This is a genomic window from Streptomyces sp. NPDC050535 (genome assembly GCF_044457665.1).
In the GTDB taxonomy this organism is placed as follows: domain Bacteria; phylum Actinomycetota; class Actinomycetes; order Streptomycetales; family Streptomycetaceae; genus Streptomyces.
Map to the genome: position 1 here is coordinate 203,255 of NZ_JBITHE010000012.1, position 20,520 is coordinate 223,774.

15 protein-coding genes are annotated in these 20,520 nt (G+C 70.4%); 7 read left to right on the forward strand and 8 right to left on the reverse strand.

From position 1 onward, the window contains the following. Window positions 1-81: 81 nt before the first annotated feature. Window positions 82-3,432 carry a S8 family peptidase gene (locus ACIBLC_RS26110; RefSeq protein WP_399213603.1) on the forward strand — a complete coding sequence of 1,117 codons (3,351 nt, stop codon included), beginning with the start codon at window positions 82-84 and terminating at the stop codon, window positions 3,430-3,432. A 288-nt stretch (window positions 3,433-3,720) separates the two neighbouring features. Here the strand turns inward: ACIBLC_RS26110 and ACIBLC_RS26115 are convergent, their stop codons facing one another. Beyond that, complete coding sequence (locus ACIBLC_RS26115; protein ID WP_399213604.1) at window positions 3,721-4,371, reverse strand: thaumatin family protein; 651 nt, start codon at window positions 4,369-4,371, stop codon at window positions 3,721-3,723. 575 nt (window positions 4,372-4,946) lie between these two features. On the opposite strand from ACIBLC_RS26115, the gene ACIBLC_RS26120 reads away from it, so the two are divergent. Together ACIBLC_RS26120 and ACIBLC_RS26125 are read left to right on the forward strand one after the other, a co-directional pair. Continuing rightward, complete coding sequence (locus ACIBLC_RS26120) at window positions 4,947-6,896, forward strand: sigma-70 family RNA polymerase sigma factor (protein WP_399213605.1); 1,950 nt, start codon at window positions 4,947-4,949, stop codon at window positions 6,894-6,896. Between the two features lie 263 nt (window positions 6,897-7,159). After that, window positions 7,160-8,071: a GNAT family N-acetyltransferase gene (locus ACIBLC_RS26125; protein ID WP_399213606.1), complete on the forward strand. Its 912-nt coding sequence runs from the start codon at window positions 7,160-7,162 to the stop codon at window positions 8,069-8,071. Window positions 8,072-8,085: 14 nt separating this feature from the next. On the opposite strand, the gene ACIBLC_RS26130 is transcribed toward ACIBLC_RS26125, so the two are convergent. Then, window positions 8,086-9,303, reverse strand: a complete 1,218-nt coding sequence (locus ACIBLC_RS26130; protein WP_399213608.1) for an MFS transporter — start codon at window positions 9,301-9,303, stop codon at window positions 8,086-8,088. 492 nt (window positions 9,304-9,795) lie between these two features. Here ACIBLC_RS26130 and ACIBLC_RS26135 point away from each other — a divergent pair, with 492 nt between their 5' ends. Continuing rightward, window positions 9,796-10,650, forward strand: a complete 855-nt coding sequence (locus tag ACIBLC_RS26135) for a nitroreductase/quinone reductase family protein (protein WP_399213609.1) — start codon at window positions 9,796-9,798, stop codon at window positions 10,648-10,650. Between the two features lie 10 nt (window positions 10,651-10,660). Here the strand turns inward: ACIBLC_RS26135 and ACIBLC_RS26140 are convergent, their stop codons facing one another. After that, window positions 10,661-12,766: a HelD family protein gene (locus tag ACIBLC_RS26140; protein ID WP_399213610.1), complete on the reverse strand. Its 2,106-nt coding sequence runs from the start codon at window positions 12,764-12,766 to the stop codon at window positions 10,661-10,663. 41 nt (window positions 12,767-12,807) lie between these two features. Then, window positions 12,808-13,449: a TetR family transcriptional regulator gene (locus tag ACIBLC_RS26145; protein WP_399213611.1), complete on the reverse strand. Its 642-nt coding sequence runs from the start codon at window positions 13,447-13,449 to the stop codon at window positions 12,808-12,810. Between the two features lie 99 nt (window positions 13,450-13,548). Between ACIBLC_RS26145 and ACIBLC_RS26150 the strand changes: the two genes are divergently transcribed. Continuing rightward, window positions 13,549-14,520 carry a zinc-binding dehydrogenase gene (locus ACIBLC_RS26150; protein WP_399213612.1) on the forward strand — a complete coding sequence of 324 codons (972 nt, stop codon included), beginning with the start codon at window positions 13,549-13,551 and terminating at the stop codon, window positions 14,518-14,520. A gap of 329 nt (window positions 14,521-14,849) precedes the next feature. On the opposite strand, the gene ACIBLC_RS26155 is transcribed toward ACIBLC_RS26150, so the two are convergent. After that, a complete protein-coding gene (locus tag ACIBLC_RS26155) occupies window positions 14,850-17,069 on the reverse strand; it encodes a phosphotransferase (RefSeq protein ID WP_399213613.1) in 2,220 nt (739 codons plus the stop codon). Between the two features lie 187 nt (window positions 17,070-17,256). Further along, entirely contained in the window at window positions 17,257-18,141 is an 885-nt protein-coding gene (locus ACIBLC_RS26160; RefSeq protein ID WP_399213614.1) for a GntR family transcriptional regulator, read from the reverse strand. Window positions 18,142-18,344: 203 nt separating this feature from the next. On the opposite strand from ACIBLC_RS26160, the gene ACIBLC_RS26165 reads away from it, so the two are divergent. Next, complete coding sequence (locus tag ACIBLC_RS26165; protein WP_399213615.1) at window positions 18,345-18,533, forward strand: hypothetical protein; 189 nt, start codon at window positions 18,345-18,347, stop codon at window positions 18,531-18,533. Here ACIBLC_RS26165 and ACIBLC_RS26170 read toward each other — a convergent pair. Together ACIBLC_RS26170 and ACIBLC_RS26175 are read right to left on the reverse strand one after the other, a co-directional pair. Continuing rightward, entirely contained in the window at window positions 18,524-19,312 is a 789-nt protein-coding gene (locus tag ACIBLC_RS26170) for an HAD family hydrolase (RefSeq protein WP_399213616.1), read from the reverse strand. The genes ACIBLC_RS26165 and ACIBLC_RS26170 overlap by 10 nt on opposite strands. Continuing rightward, entirely contained in the window at window positions 19,261-20,142 is an 882-nt protein-coding gene (locus ACIBLC_RS26175; RefSeq protein WP_399213617.1) for a GntR family transcriptional regulator, read from the reverse strand. The genes ACIBLC_RS26170 and ACIBLC_RS26175 overlap by 52 nt, the downstream gene beginning before the upstream one ends. A 164-nt stretch (window positions 20,143-20,306) precedes the next feature. Between ACIBLC_RS26175 and ACIBLC_RS26180 the strand changes: the two genes are divergently transcribed. Next, window positions 20,307-20,495 carry a hypothetical protein gene (locus ACIBLC_RS26180; RefSeq protein ID WP_399213618.1) on the forward strand — a complete coding sequence of 63 codons (189 nt, stop codon included), beginning with the start codon at window positions 20,307-20,309 and terminating at the stop codon, window positions 20,493-20,495. Window positions 20,496-20,520 lie beyond the last annotated feature (25 nt).

The following is a 20,520-nucleotide window of genomic DNA, read 5'->3' on the forward strand; positions in this document are numbered from 1 at the left end:
GCCTCTTCCCACCCTTTGATTCCTTGTCCCGTCCGCCGGGCTGCTTCGCCGTGCCCGGAAGTCCGGAGAGAAAGGCATGCCTTGAATCACCGTAAGAGGCGAACGCGTGAGGCTTCGGCTCTCGCCCTGTTCACCGCCGCCGCCCTTGCCGCCACCCTGCTCAGCGCGCCGGGAACCCAGGCCGCGCAGCCGGGAAACGGTACGGCAGGAGCCCTCGCCAAGGCCAGGACCGTCACCCTCGTCACCGGCGACCGGGTCACCCTCGACGCCACCGGACAGGTCACCGGTGTGCGGCCCGGCAAGGGGCGGGAAGGCACCGCCTTCCGAATAGCGCGCGACGCCGACCGCACCTACGTCGTCCCGCGTGACGCCGAGCGGCTCCTCGCGAACGGCACCGCCGACCGGCGGCTGTTCGACGTGACGCAGCTGGTGAAGTGGGGCTACGACGACGCGGCCCGCCCCGACCTCCCGCTGATCGTGACGTACGCCAAGGGCCGCACCCTCGCGCCGAGCGCGCTGTCCGCCGCCGGTGCCCGGGTGAGCCGGGACCTGCCCAGCGTCAACGGGGACGCGCTGAAGGCCCGTAAGTCCGAGGGCGCCGAACTGTGGGAGACGCTCACCGGCAGCGGGGGGACGGCGCGGGCGCGGGCGGCCGCCGCCGACCGGGTCGAGAAGATCTGGCTCGACGGCAAGGTCGAGGCGGCCCTCGACAAGAGCACCGCCCAGATCGGCGCCCCCGAAGCCTGGGCGGCCGGGTATGACGGCAAGGGCGTCAAGGTCGCCGTGCTGGACACCGGGGTCGACGACACGCACCCGGACCTGAAGGGCCGTATCGACGCGGCGAAGAACTTCTCCGAGTCGGCGGACACCGTCGACCGGGTGGGTCACGGCACGCATGTGGCGTCCACGGTCGCGGGGTCCGGCGCGCACTCCGGGGGGAAGTACAAGGGGGTCGCGCCCGGCGCCCGGCTGATCAGCGGCAAGGTGCTCGACGACGAGGGGTCCGGCCAGGAGTCCGGCCTCGTCGCCGGCGCGCAGTGGGCCGTCGCGCAGGGCGCCAAGGTGATCAACCTCAGCCTGGGCGGCCCCGACAGCCCCGGTGACGACCCCCTCGAACAGGCGGTGGACGAACTGTCCGCCTCCTCCGGCGCCCTCTTCGTGATCGCCGCCGGCAACGAGGGGCCCGACGCCGGCACCGTCGGATCGCCGGGCAGCGCCGCCGCCGCGCTCACCGTGGGCGCGGTGGACCGCACCGACGCGATGGCCGAGTTCTCCAGCCGCGGCCCGACGGCGGACGGTTCGCTCAAGCCCGACCTCACCGCCCCAGGCGTCGACATCGTCGCCGCGAAGGCCGCCGAGGGTATGGATGGCGACCCGGCCGCCGACGGCTACGTCTCGATGAGCGGTACGTCGATGGCGACCCCGCATGTCGCGGGCGCCGCAGCGATCCTCGCCCAGCGCCACCCCGACTGGACCGGCGAGCGCATCAAGGCCGCGCTCACCGCCTCGGCGAAACCCAGCGCCGGTGTCTCGGCGTTCGCGCAGGGCACGGGCCGTACCGACCTCCCCCGCGCCCTCGACCAGCAGCTCACCACCAGCCCCGCCACCCTCGGCTTCCCCGCCCAGCAGTGGCCGCACACCGACGACCAGCCGTCCACGAAGACGGTCACCTACCGCAACGACGGCGACCGCCCCCGCACCCTCGACCTGACCACCGAGGCGTACGGCGAGGACGGAAAGCCCGCCGCCGAGGGCATGTTCGAGGTTTCGCCGAAGCAGCTCACCGTCCCGGCAGGCGGTATGGCGACCGCCCAGGTCACCGCCGACGGCGGCGCGGGCACGGCCGACGGCTCCTTCGGCGGCGCGCTCACCGCGACGGACGGCGCGGGTACGACCGTACGGACCGGCATCGGCGTACACCGCGAGGTCGAGTCGTACGACCTGACGGTCAAGCACCTCGACCTGAAGGGCAAGCCCGCCGTCCGTTCCGAGACCGGGGTGCAGGGCCTGGACAACCAGATCTGGCAGGACTACTCGGACGACACGGACGGCGAGTTCACCGTACGGCTGCCCAAGGGGCGTTACAGCCTCGAAGGCCGTATCGACACGGGCGCGAACCCCGAAGACCGCTCCGGGGAGCTGGCCCTTCTCCTCAACCCGAAGTTCTCGCTCACCCGTGACACCACCCTCGTCATGGACGCCCGCAAGGCCAAGCCGATCCGGATCACCGTGCCGGACAGCAGGGCGAAGCACACCGACGGCACCTTCAACTACGGGTTCGACATCGACGGGAACCAGAGCCACTCGACGTACATGGGCAGCTTCGACAACCTGCGCGTCGGGCAGTTCGGCGCCAGGCTTCCGGCGGGCGAGGCGGTCGCGCAGTACAACGGCACCTGGAGGCACGGCAGTACGAGCTACCGGCCGGTCTGGAACCGTACCGGCGATCTGTCGGGCTTCACCGCGAACCTGAAGCGCGCGCGGTTCGCCAAGGTCACGATCCCTGTCGGTACGCCCGCCAAGGGCAAGTCGGCGTCGCTCGTCGCCGCGCCGTTGCTGCCGGGCGGCTCGTGGGTCGACTTCTACCAGGAGACGCGCTCCCTGCCGGGCAGCTTCACCGACTACGTCCTGCCGGGCGTGAAGTGGCGGTACGCCGTCTCGCAGGAGGGCGGCAAGGACGCGGAGGGCGAACCGGTGTGGGACGCCGGCCAGTGGACGGCGCAGCCCCGTTCGTACAGCGCGGGCAAGCAGTACACCGAGCGCTTCAACACCGGCGTCTTCGGCCCGCACCTCACCGGCTCGCTGACGGACGGCGACGACCGTCCCGGCGCGGTCCGTATCGGCGACACCTTCCTGGTCTACCTCCCCCTGTTCTCCGACGGCGCCGGCCATGTGGGCGACTCCCGCTACAGCAGGGCCAGGAGCACTCTGTACGCGGACGGCACGCGACTCGTCTCCGTGAACACGCCCTTGGACGGCGGCTCGTACGAACTCCCCGCCGCCAAGCGCACGTTCCGCCTCACCACGGACGTCTCCCGCCCCACCACGCTGTCCCCGGTCAGCACCCGGATCACCGCCGAGTGGACCTTCACCTCCGCGCACGTCACCGGTGTCGGGCAGCGGCTGCCGCTGTCGGTGGTCCGCTTCACGCCCCGGCTGTCCACGGAGAGCACGGCCAAGGCGGGTACGCGTTTCTCCGTCCCGTTCACGGTCGAGGGCGCGGCCACCGCGCGCACCGCCCGCAAGTTGGCCTTCTCCGTCTCGTACGACGACGGCCGGACCTGGCACCCGGCGAAAACGGTCGACGGCAAGCGCCTCGACCTGCGCCACCCGGCGACAGCGGGCGCGGTCTCTCTGCGCGTGACGCTCACGGACGCGGCCGGCAACACCCTGAAGCAGACGATCCACCGGGCCTACCGGACCGTCAAGTAGACGTCTGTACATGTGTGTTGGCTGGACGCCCGGGTCGGCTTCGGCCGGCTCGGGCGCTCTCGCCGTGAACGGGACCCGCTGACCGTCGGAAAGTGAGAGGGGCCGGAGGGGAGGAGGGGAGCAGCTCGATCAACAGGGAGACGATCGGCACGAACGGCAACATCGAGGCGAGCTCGTCGCGCAGCGCCTTGGCCTCGGCACATGCCCCAAGCCGGCATGCCCGGACTTACCTGAGACAGGACACGTACCGCTGGAAGCACCGGACCAGCGGGGATTGCGGGACAGCCCTTAGCCGGTGACGCCGAAGGTGACCCGGTAGTAGCAGGAGCCCTTGCAGGGCATCGTCGCCCCGTCGTCGAAGGCGTACGAATAGGCGTACGGCGCGGCCTTCTTGAAGACCTGGGTGTAGTCGACGGGCCACTTGGCGGGGACGCAGTTCTCCCGGCCCGCCCACTCCTCGAGGCAGCAGTACGTGGGGCCGCCGAACGCCGCGCACGGCGGTTCGCAGCCCACGATCCGGCCGCCCGAGACCGCCCGCATCTGGCGGGGACAGTCGACCTCCGTGGTGCAGACGCCCCGGTAGCAGCCGTCGGGACTGACCGGGTCGGTGGTCGTGGTGTGGGAGATGTTGATGTACATGGGCAGGTTCGAGCCGTCGACCATGCTCACGTCGTAGAAGTCCATGCCGGCGTACGCGTCGAAGGAGAACTCACCCAGGGTGGTGGGCGGGTTGGGGCCGTCGCAGACACTGGTGCAGTCCCCGGTGGCGCAGAATCCCGCCGCCGTGGAGGCGCAGCCCGTCCTTCCCCAGATGCGTCCGCCCCAGTTGTCGGCCACGGTCACCGACGTACTCCGGCCCGGCTCCAGTCGGCGGCCCTCGGGATAGGCCGGAGTGTCGGTGGCGATCGCCCAGACCGTCTTGTCGGTGCGGTTGACCATCGTGATCAGGCGTTTCCCGGCCGGTGCGGTGGACGGCGTGCTCGCGGCTCTGTCCGGTGCCGCCGTCTCCCTGTCTCCGGTCCTTGGGGACGCGCTCGCCCTGGCGGAGGGAGAGGCGCTGCGGCGGGGCGACACCGACGGGGAGGCCGAGGCACTCGGGGTACGCGATGGGGACACTGCGGCCGTGGGCGGCGCGGCGGCGACGTCCCGGTCCGACGCGGGGGCGCCGTTCGTCCCAGACGGTGACCACACGCCGTACGCGATCAGGACTGTCACGGCCGTCGCGAGGGCCGCCGCCCCGGCGTACCACCACCGGACTCGCCGGGATCCCGCGGCGTGTCGACTGCGTCCTCGTGCCATTCTTGTGCCTTCCTCGTGCTCCTCGGGTGTGTTCGCACGTATCGGTGACCGCGTCGAGGGCAGCCCGGCAACACAAATCTCGGATTCTCTGCCGTAATTTGTGTTGCCGGCGCCCTCGTCGGCAGGTCTCCGTTCATAGGGAGCGTCCTCACGGTCCGGAGCGCGGGCCGGGGACCCTGCCACAGCTGCACTCACACGCAGAGGAATGGACCCACATGCCGAAGATCCGCCGGAGTGAACCGGACACCGGGACGGTGACGGCGGCACGCGCCGGCGACCGACAGGCCCTGGATCATCTGGTGGCTCAGTGCCTGCCGCTGGTCTACAACATCGTCGGCAGGGCCCTGAACGGTCACGCCGATGTCGACGACGTCGTACAGGAGACGCTGTTGCGCATGGTGCGAGGACTGCCGGAGCTGCGGGATCCGTCCGCGTTCCGGTCCTGGCTGGTCGCCATCACGATCAGGCAGGTTCGGACTCGTGAACACGGCAGGGCGACGGCCCGCGACCGCAGTACGCGGCTGGAGGACGCCGAGACCATAGCCGACCCGGCCCTGGACTTCGCCGGGCTGACCATCCTGCGCCTCGGACTGACCGAGCAGCGCCGTGAGATCGCCGAGGCCACCCGCTGGCTCGACCCGGACGACCAGGAACTCCTGTCCCTGTGGTGGCTGAAGGAGACCGGCGAGCTGGAGCACACCGAACTCGCGTCCGCGCTCGGGCTGTCGACCAGTCACGCCGCCGTGCGGCTCGGGCGTATGAAGAACCAGATAGAGACCTCGCGTCTGGTGGTCCGCGGCCTGGGAGCAGTCCCGCGCTGCACCGGTCTGGAGGCGACCGCCTCGACGTGGGACAACGTTCCGGGCCCGCTGTGGCGCAAGCGGTTCGCGCGTCACATCCGCGACTGCCCGGTCTGCACCGGCGTGGAGCAGGGACTGCTCCCCATGGAACGGCTGCTGCACGGCCTGCCCCTGCTGGTCGTTCCACCCAGCCTCGATCCGGCCCGGATGCTCGCCGCCGTCACCGGAGACGGGACGGCGTCCCCCGACCTCGGCAACAACCCCTCGGATCAAGGGCGTTCGGAAAGCGCCGCTCGCGACCGGCGGGGCGGTCACCGGCGTCCGGGGCGCCGGGGCGGCAGTACGGGATCGACTCGTACCGTCCCCAAGGCGGTCCTCGGCGGTGCGGCGGTGGCTCTGCTGGCGGTGTCCGCGCTGGTGGGGGTCCGTCTGACACCGGATTCCACGGTCCCGGCCGCGAACAAGGCGCTGCCCGCCGTCAGTTCCGCTCCGGCGCTCGCCCCGTCCCCGAGCCCTTCCCCCTCGGTCGTCCAGTCCCCTTCCCCCACCAAGTCCCCCACGCACAAGGCGAAACCGGCTCCCACGCCGACGCGGACCGCCGTGGCCGCGGCCCCGGTGGAGATCGCCTCCTCCGCCAAGAAGGGCGTGGGCGTGTGGTCCTTCGACGGAGTGAGCCAGGCGCTCGCCTCGTCCGGGGCTAGCTGGTACTACACCTGGGCCACCCAGCATTCAGGGGTGACGACACCTGGGTCGGCGACCTTCGTACCGATGATCTGGGGAGCGTCCTCCGTCACCGACGCCGCTCTCGCCGAGGCCCGGGCGCAGGGCCCCTACCTGCTCGGGTTCAACGAACCCGACTTCGCCGAGCAGTCGAACATGTCGGTCGAGCAGGCACTGGGGCTGTGGCCGCGGCTCATGGAGGCCGGGAAGATCCTGGGCAGCCCGGCGGTGGCGACGGGAGCGGACGTCAGCGGAGGCTGGCTGGACCGTTTCATGTCCGGCGCCGCGGACAAGGGCTACCGCGTGGACTTCATCACCCTCCACTGGTACGGAGGAGACTTCCGCACGCCGCAGGCCGTCGAGCAGTTGACGTCCTACATCGAGGCCGTCCACCAGCGGTACAACAAGCCGATCTGGCTCACCGAGTACGCCCTGATCGACTTCTCCAACGGAACCCGCTTCCCCTCCCCCGCCGAACAGGCCGCGTTCGTCACCGCGTCGACGAAGGCGCTCGACTCCCTTCCCTACGTCCAGCGCTACGCCTGGTTCGGGCTCGGCTCCGACCCGTCCAAGCCGAACAGCGGTCTCTTCACGAACGGCACGACGACCACCGAGGCCGGCCGGGCCTTCCAGGCCGCGCGCTGACCGGACGACGGACCTTTCACGGCCGCGCGTCCGGTCCGACGTCCACACCGCTGCGGCAGGCGATGTCGACGGGTTCAGCCCGCTCCAACTCCTGTCGCAGGGGCACGCCGAGGGGCGGCGAGGCCGATCATCGCCCTCCCTTCCCTGCGAGGCCGATCGCCGCGTTCGCCGCGCGGAAGCCCGACCCGACGGCCGGAAAGCGCGGCGATCCCGCCCTGGCGGAAACCCGCTGGTCGCGGGTACGGCGTGGGGGATCATCGAGCATGCGCCCGGATGGCTGGTACCTCACCGAAGACGTCGACGACTTTCTCGCCCGAGCCGGAGACTTCCTGCGCTCGCGGCCCGGCCTGCACGTCATGCCGCTGACGTGGACCGCGAGACTGCGAGCACGTGGGGCGGACTCGTTCGGCACCGGAGCCCCCGTCTTCGGCATGCTGTACCGAGAGGGCGAGGTCCACGCCACCTTCTACCGCCTCCCGCCCAGCGGTCTGGGCCTCACCCCGCTCACGCCCGAGCAGGCCGACGCCCTCGCCGCCCACCTGGCTGCCCTCCGGCACTCCCTTCCCTCCGTCAGCGCGGACCACGGCACCGCCACCGTTTTCGCCGAAGCCTGGCAGCGGCACACCGGCGCGACGCCGAGACTCCGCGACACGCGGCTACGCCTGTACCGCCTCGGCACACTCACCCCACCGGAGCCGATGCCGGCAGGCCGGAGTCGTGTCCTGGGCGAGCAGGACCATGAGCAAGTCATTTTCTGGTGCGGCGAGTTCGCCAAGGCCGTCGGGGAAGTCGTCACCGTAGACGCCGACTCATGGGCTGGCACGCGCTACGCCGACAAGCGCTACACGCTCTGGGAGACCCCGCACGGCACTCCCGTCTCCATCGCGGGCATGAACCCGATGATCGGCGGCCAGGTCCAGGTCGACATCGTCTACACCCCGGCCCACCTCCGCGGTCACGGCTACGCGGGCGCTGTGACCGCGGAGGTGAGTCGGGCCGCGCTGACCGCGGGCGCGAGGGAGGTCGTCCTGTTCGCAGACTTGGCCAACCCCACCAGCAACGCCCTCTACCAACGCCTCGGCTATCGCACGCTCACCGACTGGGCGGCGTACGACTTCGCCCGCGCCGAACCGGAGGTCAGTCGCGAGAAGTCAGTCGTGAAACACCAGAAGTGATCAGCCCTGAATCGTCAGGCGGTGGCGCGCAACGAGCGCACCTGTGGTGAGAGCAGGGCAGCCATGGTGGCCAGGGTGAGCAGGGACGCGCAGCCGGCCAGGGTTCTGCGGGTGCCCAGGGTGGCGGCTATGGGGCCGGCGAGGAGTAGGCCGAGCGGGGCCAGGGCCAGGGAGCCGAACCAGTCGTAGGAGCTGACGCGGGACAGGAGCCGTTCCGGGATCTCCTGTTGGATCGTGGTGGCCCAGAGCACGCCGAAGACGTCTCCCGCGACACCGGCACCGAACATGGCCGCGGCGATCAGCCACACCGGGGCTTCGGCGCCGAGCAGGGCGATCGGCACGGCGGCCGGAAAGGTGCAGAGGACTGCCACCCGGACGGGGTGCTTCACCCGCACGCGGGAGGCAAGTCCCGCACCGGCGATGGTGCCCACGGCCTGTGCCGCCATGATGACCGACCACGCCCGCGCACCGCCGAGGTGCTGCTCGGCCGTCAGCGGGCCAAGGACCCCGACGTTGGCGTTGACCGCGGCGATCACGACCGAGTACTGGGCGACCACCACCCACAGCCACTGCCGGGAGGCGAACTCCTGCCAGCCCTCACGCAGTTCGGCCCAACCCGACGCTTTCCTACGGGGCCGCGCGGCCACCCGCAGCCGGGCCGTCAGCACCGCGCTGACGACGAAGGAAGCCGCGTTGAGTACGAGCGCCCAGCCCGCGCCCACCAGCGCCACGGTCACCCCGGACAGCGCCAGACCCAGCAGCATCGAGCTGTTGGTGCCCACCCGCAGCAGCCCGTTGGCCCGCTGCAAGCGGTCCACCGGCACGATCAGCGGTACGAGACCGTCCGACGCGGGGGCGAACAGGGCCGTCGCCGATCCGGCCGCCACCGCCAGCAGGCACATCGCCACCAGCGGTGCGTGGCCGGTCAGCACCATGACGGCCAGCCCTGTGTACGCCCCGGCCCCCATGACGTCCGCCAGGACCATCAGTCCCGACCGGGACATCCGGTCCGCGATCACGCCGCCCGCCAGGATGAACACCAGCTGCGGCAACGCCTGGCAGGCCAGCACGAGCGACAACCGACCGGCACCGGCCCCCGGCAGCGCGAGCACCGCGAACGCGAGCGCCACCCGCGCGAAGCCGTTGCCCAGCACGGAGATGACCCGCGCACAGGCGAGCAGGACGAACTGCCGGTCGCGCCACAGCGGCGCCTCAACTGGAGAGACTGTCACGGCCAGGCACCCTACGAGGGCACGGATTCCGCTCGCCGAGCGCCCCGGGACATCCGGCACAGCGTGACCGACATGCCAGGCGTGGAGACACCCCAGCCGAATCATCCAGGATCAGTCGGGATCGAATCGGAGAAACAATTGGGCATTGCTTCTCCGCCCGCACAGGCATTACGGTTGCGCCTATGACTGCCGGGTCGGCCTTGTGCCGTGAACGAGTTGGGCACCCGGCCTCCGAGTGAGGCCGGGGCGGGGTAGAGCCCCGCCCGCCAACACCGCGTACGACATCGTCGTATGACGCCTTTGCACGACACCTGCGTACGGCGTCCTCGTACGGCGTCTTCTACCCGCGCGCCCTCAGCGGCTCTCTCCCGTGTGCTTCACGCCCGGGAATTCGCGCACCCTCCGTTCGAGATTCCACGCGTCCGCGTGTCTTCGTGCGCCCATTTACACCTCGCGGGATTTCTCCTGCCCAAAAACAAAAGAAAGCAGCGAATGCCCAACCCTTTCAACCAACAGGTCATCGAAGAATTCCGGGCCAACCACGGAAAGGTCGGTGGTTATTTCGAGGGAGCCCGGCTGCTCCTGCTCACCACCACCGGCGCCCGCACCGGAACCCCGCACACGACCCCCGTCGGCTTCTACCCCGACGGGGGCGAGCGGGTCCTCGTCATCGCCTCGGCAGGTGGCGCGCACGAGCACCCGGACTGGTACCGCAACCTGGTCGCGCACCCCCGGGTGCGGGTCGAGGACGGGGTCTTCACGTACGACGCGGAGGCCGTCGTCCTCGAACGCGCCGAACGGGACCGCGTGTTCGCCCGCGCGGTGGAGTCGGACCCGGGATGGGCCGAGTACCAGGCGAAGACGGACCGGTTGATCCCCGTCGTGGCCCTCGACGGCATCGAGCAGGACGGGCCGCCGAACGTGAACGCGACCTCCATGGCCGAGGGCCTGAAGGTGGTCCACGACGCCTTCCGGCGCGAACTCGTGCTCATCCGCGAGGAGTTCAAGAAGTCGGGTGCCGCCCTTGGCGCCCAGCTCCGCGTCAACTGCCTCACCCTCTGCCAGGGCCTGCACAACCACCACACCGGCGAGGAGCTCGGCATCTTCCCGCTCCTCGCCGGCCGCCACCCCGGACTCGCGCCGGCCTTCGACCGCCTGCGCCAGGAGCACGAGCGGATCGCCGAACTGCTCGGACAACTACGCGAGGTACTCGCTGACGAGCAGGTGGAACCCGGCCTCGCACTCGCCCAGGTGGAGCGTCTCACCGCCGGGCTCGAAGCCCATCTGACCTACGAGGAGGAGCAGTTGATCCCGCTCCTGACCCCCGTGGGCGACCCGGGCTGGTAGCTCACCACGGTCACCACGGCAGGGGCCGGGTGTGGACCACGTCCAGCCGCGACACCGCCCGAGTCAGCACCACGTACAGGCGGTTCGCCCCGCGCACCTCCGCCTCCGCGACGGCCGCGGGTTCGACGGCGACGACATGGTCGTACTCGAGTCCCTTGGCGAGGGTGGCGGGCAACACCGTCACCCTCGCGCCCAGTTCGTCGGGTCCGGCGGTCTCGACGCCCGCGGCGCGGAGCGCCTCCCGCACATCCGCGACCTCGGCGTCGGCGGCGATGACGCCGATCGAGCCCTCGTGCGTCAGTGCTCCGCGCACCGCGTCGACCGTCGCGGCGAGTACGTCGGACACGTGCCGCACGTTCAACTGCCCGTCCGCCCTGAGTGACCGGGCGGGAGGCAGTCCCACGTCGAGGCGCGCCAGCAGCCGGTTGGCGAGTTCGACGACGGCCGCCGGAACCCGGAAGCCGATGGTCAGCGGGACGACCTCGGCCGCCGGCTTGCCCAGGTGTGCCAGGAGTTCGGCCCAGCTCCGGGCCGCCCACGGAGTCGTGCCCTGCGCGAGGTCGCCGAGCACCGTCAGGGACCCGAACGACGCCCGTCGCGCGATCGCCCGGCACTCCATCGGCGACAGGTCCTGGGCCTCGTCGATCACCAAGTGGCCGTACCCCTCGGGGTGTTCGATGAGTCCGGCGAGTTCGTCGAGAAGGACGAGGTCGGCGGCCGACCAGCGTGCCGACTTGTGGGAGCGCGGCGGCTTCGCCCACAGGACCGCCTTGCGCTCGTCCGCGTCCAGGATCCCTTCCGCCGCCGCCTCCAACGCGTCGGCGTCGGTGAGGAGTCGGGCGAGAACCTCCTCGGGCAGCACCTTGGGCCACACCGCGTCGACGTACGCGCTGACGGGCCTGGCCCGCGAGATCTTCCGCACCCAGGCGTTCGGCGGCGGCCCGGCGCGCCGTTCCGCCTGCTCCAGCAGGCACCCCACCACCCGCGTCCGCACGCGTTCGCGCCCGACGGCGTACGGGGGTTCCTCGGCGCGTACGCCGTCCACGATGCGGCGGAGCACGCCGGCCGGGACCCGCCAGTGGTACGAACCGTCCGGCACGGCAAGGGAGTCGACGGGCCCGCCGATCCCCCCGTACAGGGCCCGGCGGAGCACCTCGGCCATCCGCGCGTCGTGTTTGACGACGGCGGCGCGCTCGTCGTCCGCCCCCGTGACGGGATGGCGGGCGATCTCCTCCCCGACGGTCGACTGCCGTACGCCGGTCTCGCCGAGCGCGGGCAGGACCTCGGAGATGTACGACAGGAAGGTGCGGTTGGGGCCGAGGATCAGCAGGCCGCCGCGGCGGATGCGCTGCGGGTAGGTGTAGAGGAGGTACGCGGCCCGGTGCAGCCCGACGGCCGTCTTGCCGGTGCCCGGGGCGCCCTGCACACAGACCGAGGCCGCGAGATCACCTCGTACGAGATCGTCCTGTTCCGGCTGGATGGTCGCGGCGATGTCGCGCATGGGGCCGACGCGGGGGCGCTCGATCTCGCCGGCGAGGATACGGCTCGGCCGCTGGGGGTGGGGATGGGCCTGCGTGAGGTGTTCGTCCTCCAGGCCCGTGAGGTCCGCGGACTCCCCCAGGCTTCCCGGCGCCCAGCCGAACCGCCGCCGGACGGCGACGCCCTGCGGTGCGCGGGCGCTGGCCTGGTAGAAGGCGCGCGAGACGGGGGCGCGCCAGTCGACGACCAGGGGCGGGGCGGAGGGGTGTTCGGTGATCCGCAGCCGCCCGATGTGGTAGCTCTGCCCGGCGTGCTCGCCTGCCGCGCCGCCCGACACCCCGTCGGCCGTCTCACCCGCGCTTTCGAAGTCCAGCCTGCCGAAGAACAGCGGGCCTTCGGGCAGCTCGCGCATTTCCTTGGCGTGGCTGCGCAGGCGGTACCCGAGCACCTCGGCGTCGGCACCGGAGGCGGAGACGTCCTCGCCGGTGAAGACCTGTTCCTCGGCCCCGGCGACCATGGCGGCGAGGGCCGCGCGGCAGGTGCCGTGGTACGCGCGTTCACGGACGAGGGACTGGGAGAGGGTCTCGGAGAGGGACTGGGCGGGACCCTCGTCGAGGGCAGGGTGGGGTGATGTCATTCCATCCAGGGTAGCGGAATAACGTAACCGAGTTACATTTTTTACTGGGTAACGCCAAGTGTCCGGGAGTCGGCGAGTCTCGCGGACCCCGCCGCCAGCCCCGCGAACGCCCGCCGGGCCGCGGCCACGGCATCCCGCCGCACCTCCGCCGCGCGCTCCCCCTCGGCGATCCGCCGCCAGTTCTCCAGCGCGAGGACCCGCTGTACGGCGGTGATCTGGCCGGCGGCGAGCCGGGCGTCGAGGTCGCCGCCCAGGGCCTCGGCGAGCGCGGCCTCGGAACGCTCGACGTACGCGTACGCCCGTGCCGCCAGCGACGGGGTCCCGTACAGCAGCCGGTGGAAGGCGAGGACGTCCGGGTGGTCGTTGAGTCCGGTGACGGGGTCGTCACGACGGAGTCCGTCCAGGAAGTGCTCAAGGAGGGCATCGGCGACCGACCGCCCGTCCGGCCGCCCGGCGACCACCCGCGCGGCCTCCGTCTCGTGGTCGGCGAAGCGGTACAGGACCAGATCCTCCTTGGCCGGGAAGTACCGGAAGAGGGTCGGCTTGGAGATGTCGGCGGCGGCCGCGACCTCGGCGACGGACACGCTGTCGAAGCCCTTCTCCAGAAAGAGCCCGATCGCGACGTCGGACACAGCCTCGTACATCCGCTGCTTCTTACGCTCCCGGAGCCCGCTCTCAGCCATGCCACGAGCGTACGCACCGGGGCCGCGGACCGCGCTTGACCTCAACCGCGCTTGAGGCCGAAGAGTGCGCGACACCAATCCTCTTACCGGGAGTGAGCGATGCGAGCAGCACAGGTGAAGGCGTTCGGCGGCCCCGAGGTTCTCGTGGCGGTGGAGATTCCGGACCCGGTCCCGGGGCCCGGCGAGGTGGTGATCGATGTCGCCTACGTGGACACGATCTTCGTGGAGACCCAGGTCAGGGGTGGCTGGGGCCGGGACTTCTTCCCGGTGACACCGCCGTACGTCCCCGGGGGCGGCGTGGCGGGTGTCGTGACCGCCCTCGGTGCGGATGTCCCCGAGGAGTGGCTGGGCCGCCGGGTCACCGCCTTCGTGACCGGCAGCTACGCGGAGCGGGCCGTGGTCGCGGCCTCGGCTTTGACGGTCGTACCGGACACCCTCGACCTCCGCACGGCCGCGGCCCTGGTCCACGACGGCGTGACCGCCACGGGCCTCCTCGAACTGACCGGCATCGGCCCCACCGACCGCGTCCTCGTCCTCGGCGCCTCCGGCGGCATGGGCACGCTGCTGGTCCAGTTGGCCCACGCGCGCGGGGCACGTGTCGTGGGAGTCGCCCGGGGCGCGGAGAAGGCCGCCCTGGTAAGGGAGTTGGGGGCGGACGCGGCCGTCGACGCCACGCACGCCGACTGGACCTCGGCCGCCCGGCACGCCCTCGGCGGACCGGTCCCGGCCGCCGATGTGGTCCTCGACGGAGTGGGCGGCCAACTCGGCGCCACAGCATTCTCGTTGGCGGCCGACGGTGGCCGCTTCTCGGCCCACGGTGCGTCGTCGGGCGGCTTCTCCCCCATCGACGCCACGGAGGCCACCCGCCGGGGCATCACCCTCTTCGGCATCGGAGACGTCCAGTTCGGCCCCGCCGACCTGCGCCGCTACACGTCCGCCGCCCTCGCGGACGCCGCTGCCGGGCGGCTGCGGCCGGTGATCGGCGAGGTGTTCCCGCTGGAGAGGGCGGGGGACGCGCATGCGGCCGTGGAGGGGCGGGGGTTGGTGGGGAAGGTGGTGTTGGAGGTGTGAGGAGAGCCCGCAGCTCGCCATGTTGTAGAGGCCGTGCAGCACCTGCTCCCGATGGCCAGGTCCTTGACCGTGTCGTACAGCACATAGCCGACCAGGCTGAGCAGGGCGCCGCCGAGGAACGCCTTGTCCTCCAGCGCGTCTCCCACGGGCTTCACGAACTGGGCGGTCATGCCGGTGACGAAGATCGCCAGCAGCAGGAATCTGGTGAACAGGGGCTCGTACCGTTCCTGGAACCGCTTCAGGTGTGCGGCCACACCGCCGTCGACCGCCCTGCCGCCCCCACTTGGCATCTGCCGTCCCTTCTCCCCCGTACGGGCCCGGCGGCAGGTTCAGACGTCCGCGGAGACCTCGGCTGTCGGCCGGCCCCCATCGTCCCGGGGCAGCAGCGCACGGGCAAGATAGGGGTTCGCCGGTGCCTTCCACTTCTCGCGGATCCCCAGCGCGGCGGTGGCCGCGGCCAGGGTCATCGCATAGGTGTCGACCGCCCTGCGGACGTTGGGAGCCTCCAGGCTGTCACCCGTCACGAGACGGTCCAGGTCCACGTAGGCGGAGCGGACGACCTCCATCCACCGGTACACACGCCAGTCCTCGCGCCAGCCCTTCGTGCAGTCCTCCGGCAGCAGGCGGTGCCAGCGGACGAACAGCCGGTCGCTGATCTCGCGGAGGGTCGGGGTGAGATGCATGTGGCGGACCAGGTCGTACAGCGGGTCGCCGACCATCGCCATCTCCCAGTCGATGAGGACCAGGCCGCCCTCCTCCCGGCGCACCAGGTTCCATGGGTTGAGATCACCGTGCAGGAGCACCGGACGACGCGGGACCAGCGTGTGGCGGCCGAGGATCTCGAGCAGCCGGGAACTGCTGGGCAGCCCGAGTTCGCGTGCCACCTCCATGGTGGCCTTGGGCAGTTCGTTCACCATGCGGACCAGCTCGTACTGCAACTCCCAGTAGAACTCCAGACCGTTCATCCCGGGATCCAGCTCTTCGCAGTCGACGTGCGTCAGAGCGGCGAGCTGGTTCACGAGATCGTCCGCCTCGTGCGGCCGCAGTCCGTTCTCGGGGTGCTCCGGAGGGCTGAAGCCGTCCAGCGGCCCCTCGTAGGAGTGGATGGTGAAAGGATCCCTCAGGCCGCTGACACCCAGGGCCAGCACCCGCGGGGCACGCACACCGACGTCCGACCGCTCGATCGCCCTCAGGACGGCGTGCTCGTTGAGGAACCTGCGTTCCCGGGGATTCGCCGAGCCCACCTTCCGGCGGACCATGACCGGAAACGGGACGCCGGGCACGCGGACGGCTGTGTTGAGATGCGCTGTCCCCTTGAAGACACGGTCGGCGGCGGCCGCTCCCTCCTGGAACAGCGCCTCGCTCACGGCCTCCGCGGGAAACTGCGGATGGAACGGTACCCGGAGGTCGCGGGTCCAGACGATCTGGTTGATCGATTTTTCACTGCCGGCCTTCACCCCGTGCGACTCGTTCCACCGGAAGAGGATGCGCCCGATCTCGCTCTCCTCCGGCACCTTCTTGAGCCGCAGCGGCTCCTCGGCCGCGATCAGGGCCCGCCGCACGGCCTGCGCCGCCGCGTCCAGGTCCCGCTGCCCGAAGGAGTCACCGAGCGAGGTGGCGGCACGCATCACGTCCGGGTAGACGGACTGGGCGCGCTCGAAGGCGAGGTAGTGCTTCAGATCCCGGTCGAGGCCGTCCACGGCGTTGCTGCGCCGCTCGCCCATGGCCTTGCTCCATGCCTCGATCACCTCCGGCCACTGGTAGTCGGGGTACTGCATCCGCACCAGGTGCGTGGCGAGGTCGTGCAGCGGGTCACCGAAGGAGGCCAGCTCCCAGTCGACGCAGATCAGGGGCGGGGCACCGTGATAGGAGACGATCACGTTGTCCCGGTGAAGGTCCGTGTGCAGCAGGCTGAAGGGGCGCCTGATGAGCGCCGGCACCCGTTCCGCGAACTTCACCATCGCGTCCTTCGGAATGCCCAGCATCGCGAACAGACCACCGAACTCGGCCCAGTTGCGCTGCCGGATCTGCTCCTCCGCGGCGGACGCCAGCGCCAGCAGAAAGGCCCTGCTGTTCCTGCTGGAGCGGGGCCAGGACTGCGGCAGCGGGGGCAGATGCTGTCTGCGCACCTGCGTCATGTCCGCGAGGAGGCCCGCGAGAGCCGCGATCAGGTCGGGGTCGACCGGCTTGCCGTTCGGGCAGATGCTGGAAAGCGGCACGCCCTCCACATAGCTGAGGACGGTCAGGTCCGATCGCTTGACCAGGCACCGGGGAACGTGCGGGAGCACGCCCCGGATCGTGTCGAGGATCGCCGCCTCGTCCTGCCAGGTCCTGATGACCACGGGCAGTGCCGAGGGAATCGACTCCCGTACGGTGACCGGCTGCCCGTCCTCCCCGGCCACGAGCCGCCGGTCGTCCTTGGTGAGCGGGCGCACCATGTAGTTCAGGTTGTGGTGGCCACGGCCGAAGGAACCCAACGCCTTGGCGTACCGCACGAACCGGAGATACGCCGCGTCCGCCGCTTCTTCTGGATCAAGCGGATCAGGCATGGGCTTGCCCAACGTGCACTCCTGGATAAACGTGCGTCGCCACTGATGTTCATGCGTAGCGAGAGAAGTGAGCACACCTTATGCCCGCGCCCGTACGCGGACGAGCGGACTCCCGCATTCGATACCTGAGAGAGATACCACTTGCGGGCCGCCCGCCGGTCGAAGCCCGCTGGACTCCGACCGGACTTCAGTCCCGCTCCGCGAGCAGTTCCCAGCAGGAGTCGAACCAGGCCTGCATGCTCTCCATGAACACAGATCCCGGGGAGCCCGAGTCACCCTCGTCGTTGACGTGCCGGGTCAGCGTCGACCCCAGGCCGAGTACGTCCTGCGCCTCGACCTCGGTGCCGTCGTCCAGCAGGATGGTGCGCTCCACTATTTCGTACGGCCCGAACAACGCCTCCGCGCCCGGGCGCAGGTACAGCTTGAAGGCCGGGGTCAGCGGCACATGCCGGATCTCCACCTGTACGGACGGGACCAGGCCCTCCGTGTGCAGGTCGCGCAGGGCGGTGCGCAGGGAGACCGTGTGCCGGCGGGTGATGGCGCGGAGCCGGTCCTGCAACTGGCCCAGCTGTCCGGGCTCCTCCGGCGACTTCGCCCGCGGATAGGGCAGTTCGAGCGACTCCGAGGGCAGCAGCATGCGCAGCTCGATCCGCTCGGGTCTGATGTCCCCGAGGCGGATGTGCTCGGACTGCAACCGGATGTGGGCGTCCAGGGACTCCGACGTGAGGGTGAACACGTCCAATTGCACGACCGGTTGGGCGAAAGCACGGGCGATGAAGGTGCCCAGGGACGCGCGCACCCGGGGTGCGTCCTGCTTCGGCGTCCCCGCGTGGGTCGGCCTCTTCACCACCCGGGAGCCGCTGCCCTGGCGGGACTTGACCCAGCCTTCACTGCTCAGCTCGCGCATGACGCGCTGCACGGTGTCGCGAGAGACCCCGAACTCATCGGCGAGTTCACGCTGCGGCGGAAGCTGGGACGACAGCGGGTAGGCACCATCCGCTATGCGGGTGCGCAGCTCCATCAGGACGCGCTCCCACTCGGTACCGACTCCGTCGCCGCGCTCTTCGCTCACATCGCGACCGTACCGCTCCCGCCCGCCGACCAAACTGCTTCCGGTCAATTGGTGGCCGGATTTGCCGGTCACCGGACCTGCAAGTCGCCTGCGGGTTAAGGGATCAGGCCGACAGGGCACATCCAACTCAAGACAACCAGTCCAATTGGAAGGGCAGTTGGACGGCTAGTTGATCGATTCAGTGAAGTGGACGGGGTGGGGACATGGTCATCTTCCAACTAGTGGGTGCCGCAGTTGAGTTCGGCACAGCCCAGTTGGTGCACTCGAAGCTCGGGTTCGCGGGACTGGTCCTGCTGACCGCGGCGCTGGTGGGCATACGGACGGGGCAGCCGCGGCTGGCCGGATGGGCGGCCTTTCTCTTCCTCCTGCTCACCCTCCAGCTTCAGAGCTGACCCCGGAGCACCCGCAGCAACAGCTCCATCGACGGGACCACGTGCTCGGCGCCGACATCCCGCAGCAGCTGCTCCTTGCCGGCGTTACGCGCGTAGCCGAGGAACGGAACCCCGGCCTCCTGGGCGGCGAGGAAGTCCGAGGGGGTGTCGCCGATCATGAGGGCGGCCGACGGGGCGGCTCCCATGGCGTTCAGGGCCCGGTTGAGGCAGTGCGGGTTCGGCTTGAGGTGGTCCAGGTTGCGGGTGCGACCGTAGACATGGGAGGCGAAGCACTCGGAAAGGCCTCGGCTGTTCAGGTAACTCGCGACCACACGAGGCGAGTTGTTGGTCGCCACCGCGAGGCGCACGCCGATGGCGGTCCACGTCCGGATCAGCGGGTCGGCGTACGCGGTCGGCCAGGCGGAGGGCACTGCCTTGAGCTCGTGCTGGGTGAGCAGTCCCTCGAGCTCGGCCACCAGGTCGCTGTGCGGATGCCGCTTGTTGACCACGCGGAGCACGACATGCGGGTCGGGATGGACCCGTTCCTCCTCGGTCAGCAACCCCCGCAGCCCCTGGCCCTCCAGCCAGTCCACCAGGTTCCTCGCCACGTCCTCCGCCGAGTGCCCCGCGAAGAGCCGGCAGATCGGCCCGTCGAAGTCGAAGAGCACGAAGCGGGCACGTCCGATCACTTCCCGGAGGTTCTCTGTCTCTGTCGCCACCGGTTCAGTCTGCGCTGCGTCAGGAGTCACTAGGAGAGTGTCAGGTCCGTGGTGATGGTTTCCCAGAGGGCGTCGAACCACTTCTGGGATTCCTCCACGAACGAGGCGTCGCGATGACCGGCCTGTTTCTCGAAGGAGAAGAGGAGGGACGCGGAGCCGAGGGCGTCGTACATGTCGAGGACTCCGCCGGCGTCCACCTGCTCCTCGCGCCTGGTGATCATGTAATACGCGATCAGCGCCTCCGACCCGTTGAGCAGATACAGCTTCACCGGGGGCGTGAACGGCAGGGCGCGGAAGGTCACCCGGACGTCGATGCCGTGCGAGCGGCGCAGGGTCTGGAGGTTGTGGCGCAGGACGTGGCCCTGGGCGTTGCGCTGGTCGAGCCAGCGCTTGTGCACCGGGTCCCCGTCGCTGCGGCCCTCCACCGGGACCGGGAACGCCAGGGTGATGTCCCGGGAGGGCAGCAGGATACGGACGTCGATCGACTCCGGCCGGATGCTGCCCTCGTGGATCAGGCGCACCGGTTCGCCGAGGGCCAGCATCAGGGTCTCCGCGGTGAGGCAGGCCGCGTCCACGCGGACGTGCGGAGTCGCGAACGCCTCGGCGAGGCGCGGCGCGAGCCCCACCATCGTCGGCTGGGGTTCGTCGCGCGCGGGCGACACGTCCGCGATCCGCGGCGGGCTCCCCCGCCCGGTGTTGCTGAGGAGGCCGTCGCTCTGGAGTGAGCTCAGGGCCTGGCGGACGGTGCCGCGCTCGACGCCGAACTCCTCCGCCAGCTCCGCCTGGGTGGGCAGGCGGTCGCCCGCCCTGAGGTCCCCGGCACGGATCCGGTCCCGCAGGGCGTCGGCGATCTCCTGGGACGAGAGTCTTCTGCCGCCGTTCACTGCCACGTTCTCCTGGGTCACGACCAAACGCTACAACTCCTCTCCATCTATGGGGAGTTGTTTGAAAGTTGTTTATGAGTACCAGCCAAGTGGGGACAACTTAATCATAGTTGGTTGCCAACTAACCCAAGTTGGCGGAAGTTTTGCTTCCCCTATCGATCGCCACCCAGGAGTCACCAGGAGGAACCACCATGCCTCTCATCGCCCTCGTCTCCGCCGTCTTCGTCGTCGGCTTCGAGCAGCTCGTCCAATGGCACTACGGCCCGGCGGGCATCGTCGGACTGCTGCTGCTCACCATCGGAATCAAGGCGAAGAACCCCATGTGCAGCTCGATCGGGGCGGTCGTCCTCGCCCTGATGGTCGCGGGCCCCGCCCTCTGACCCGCGGTCGTCCGATGCGCACGGC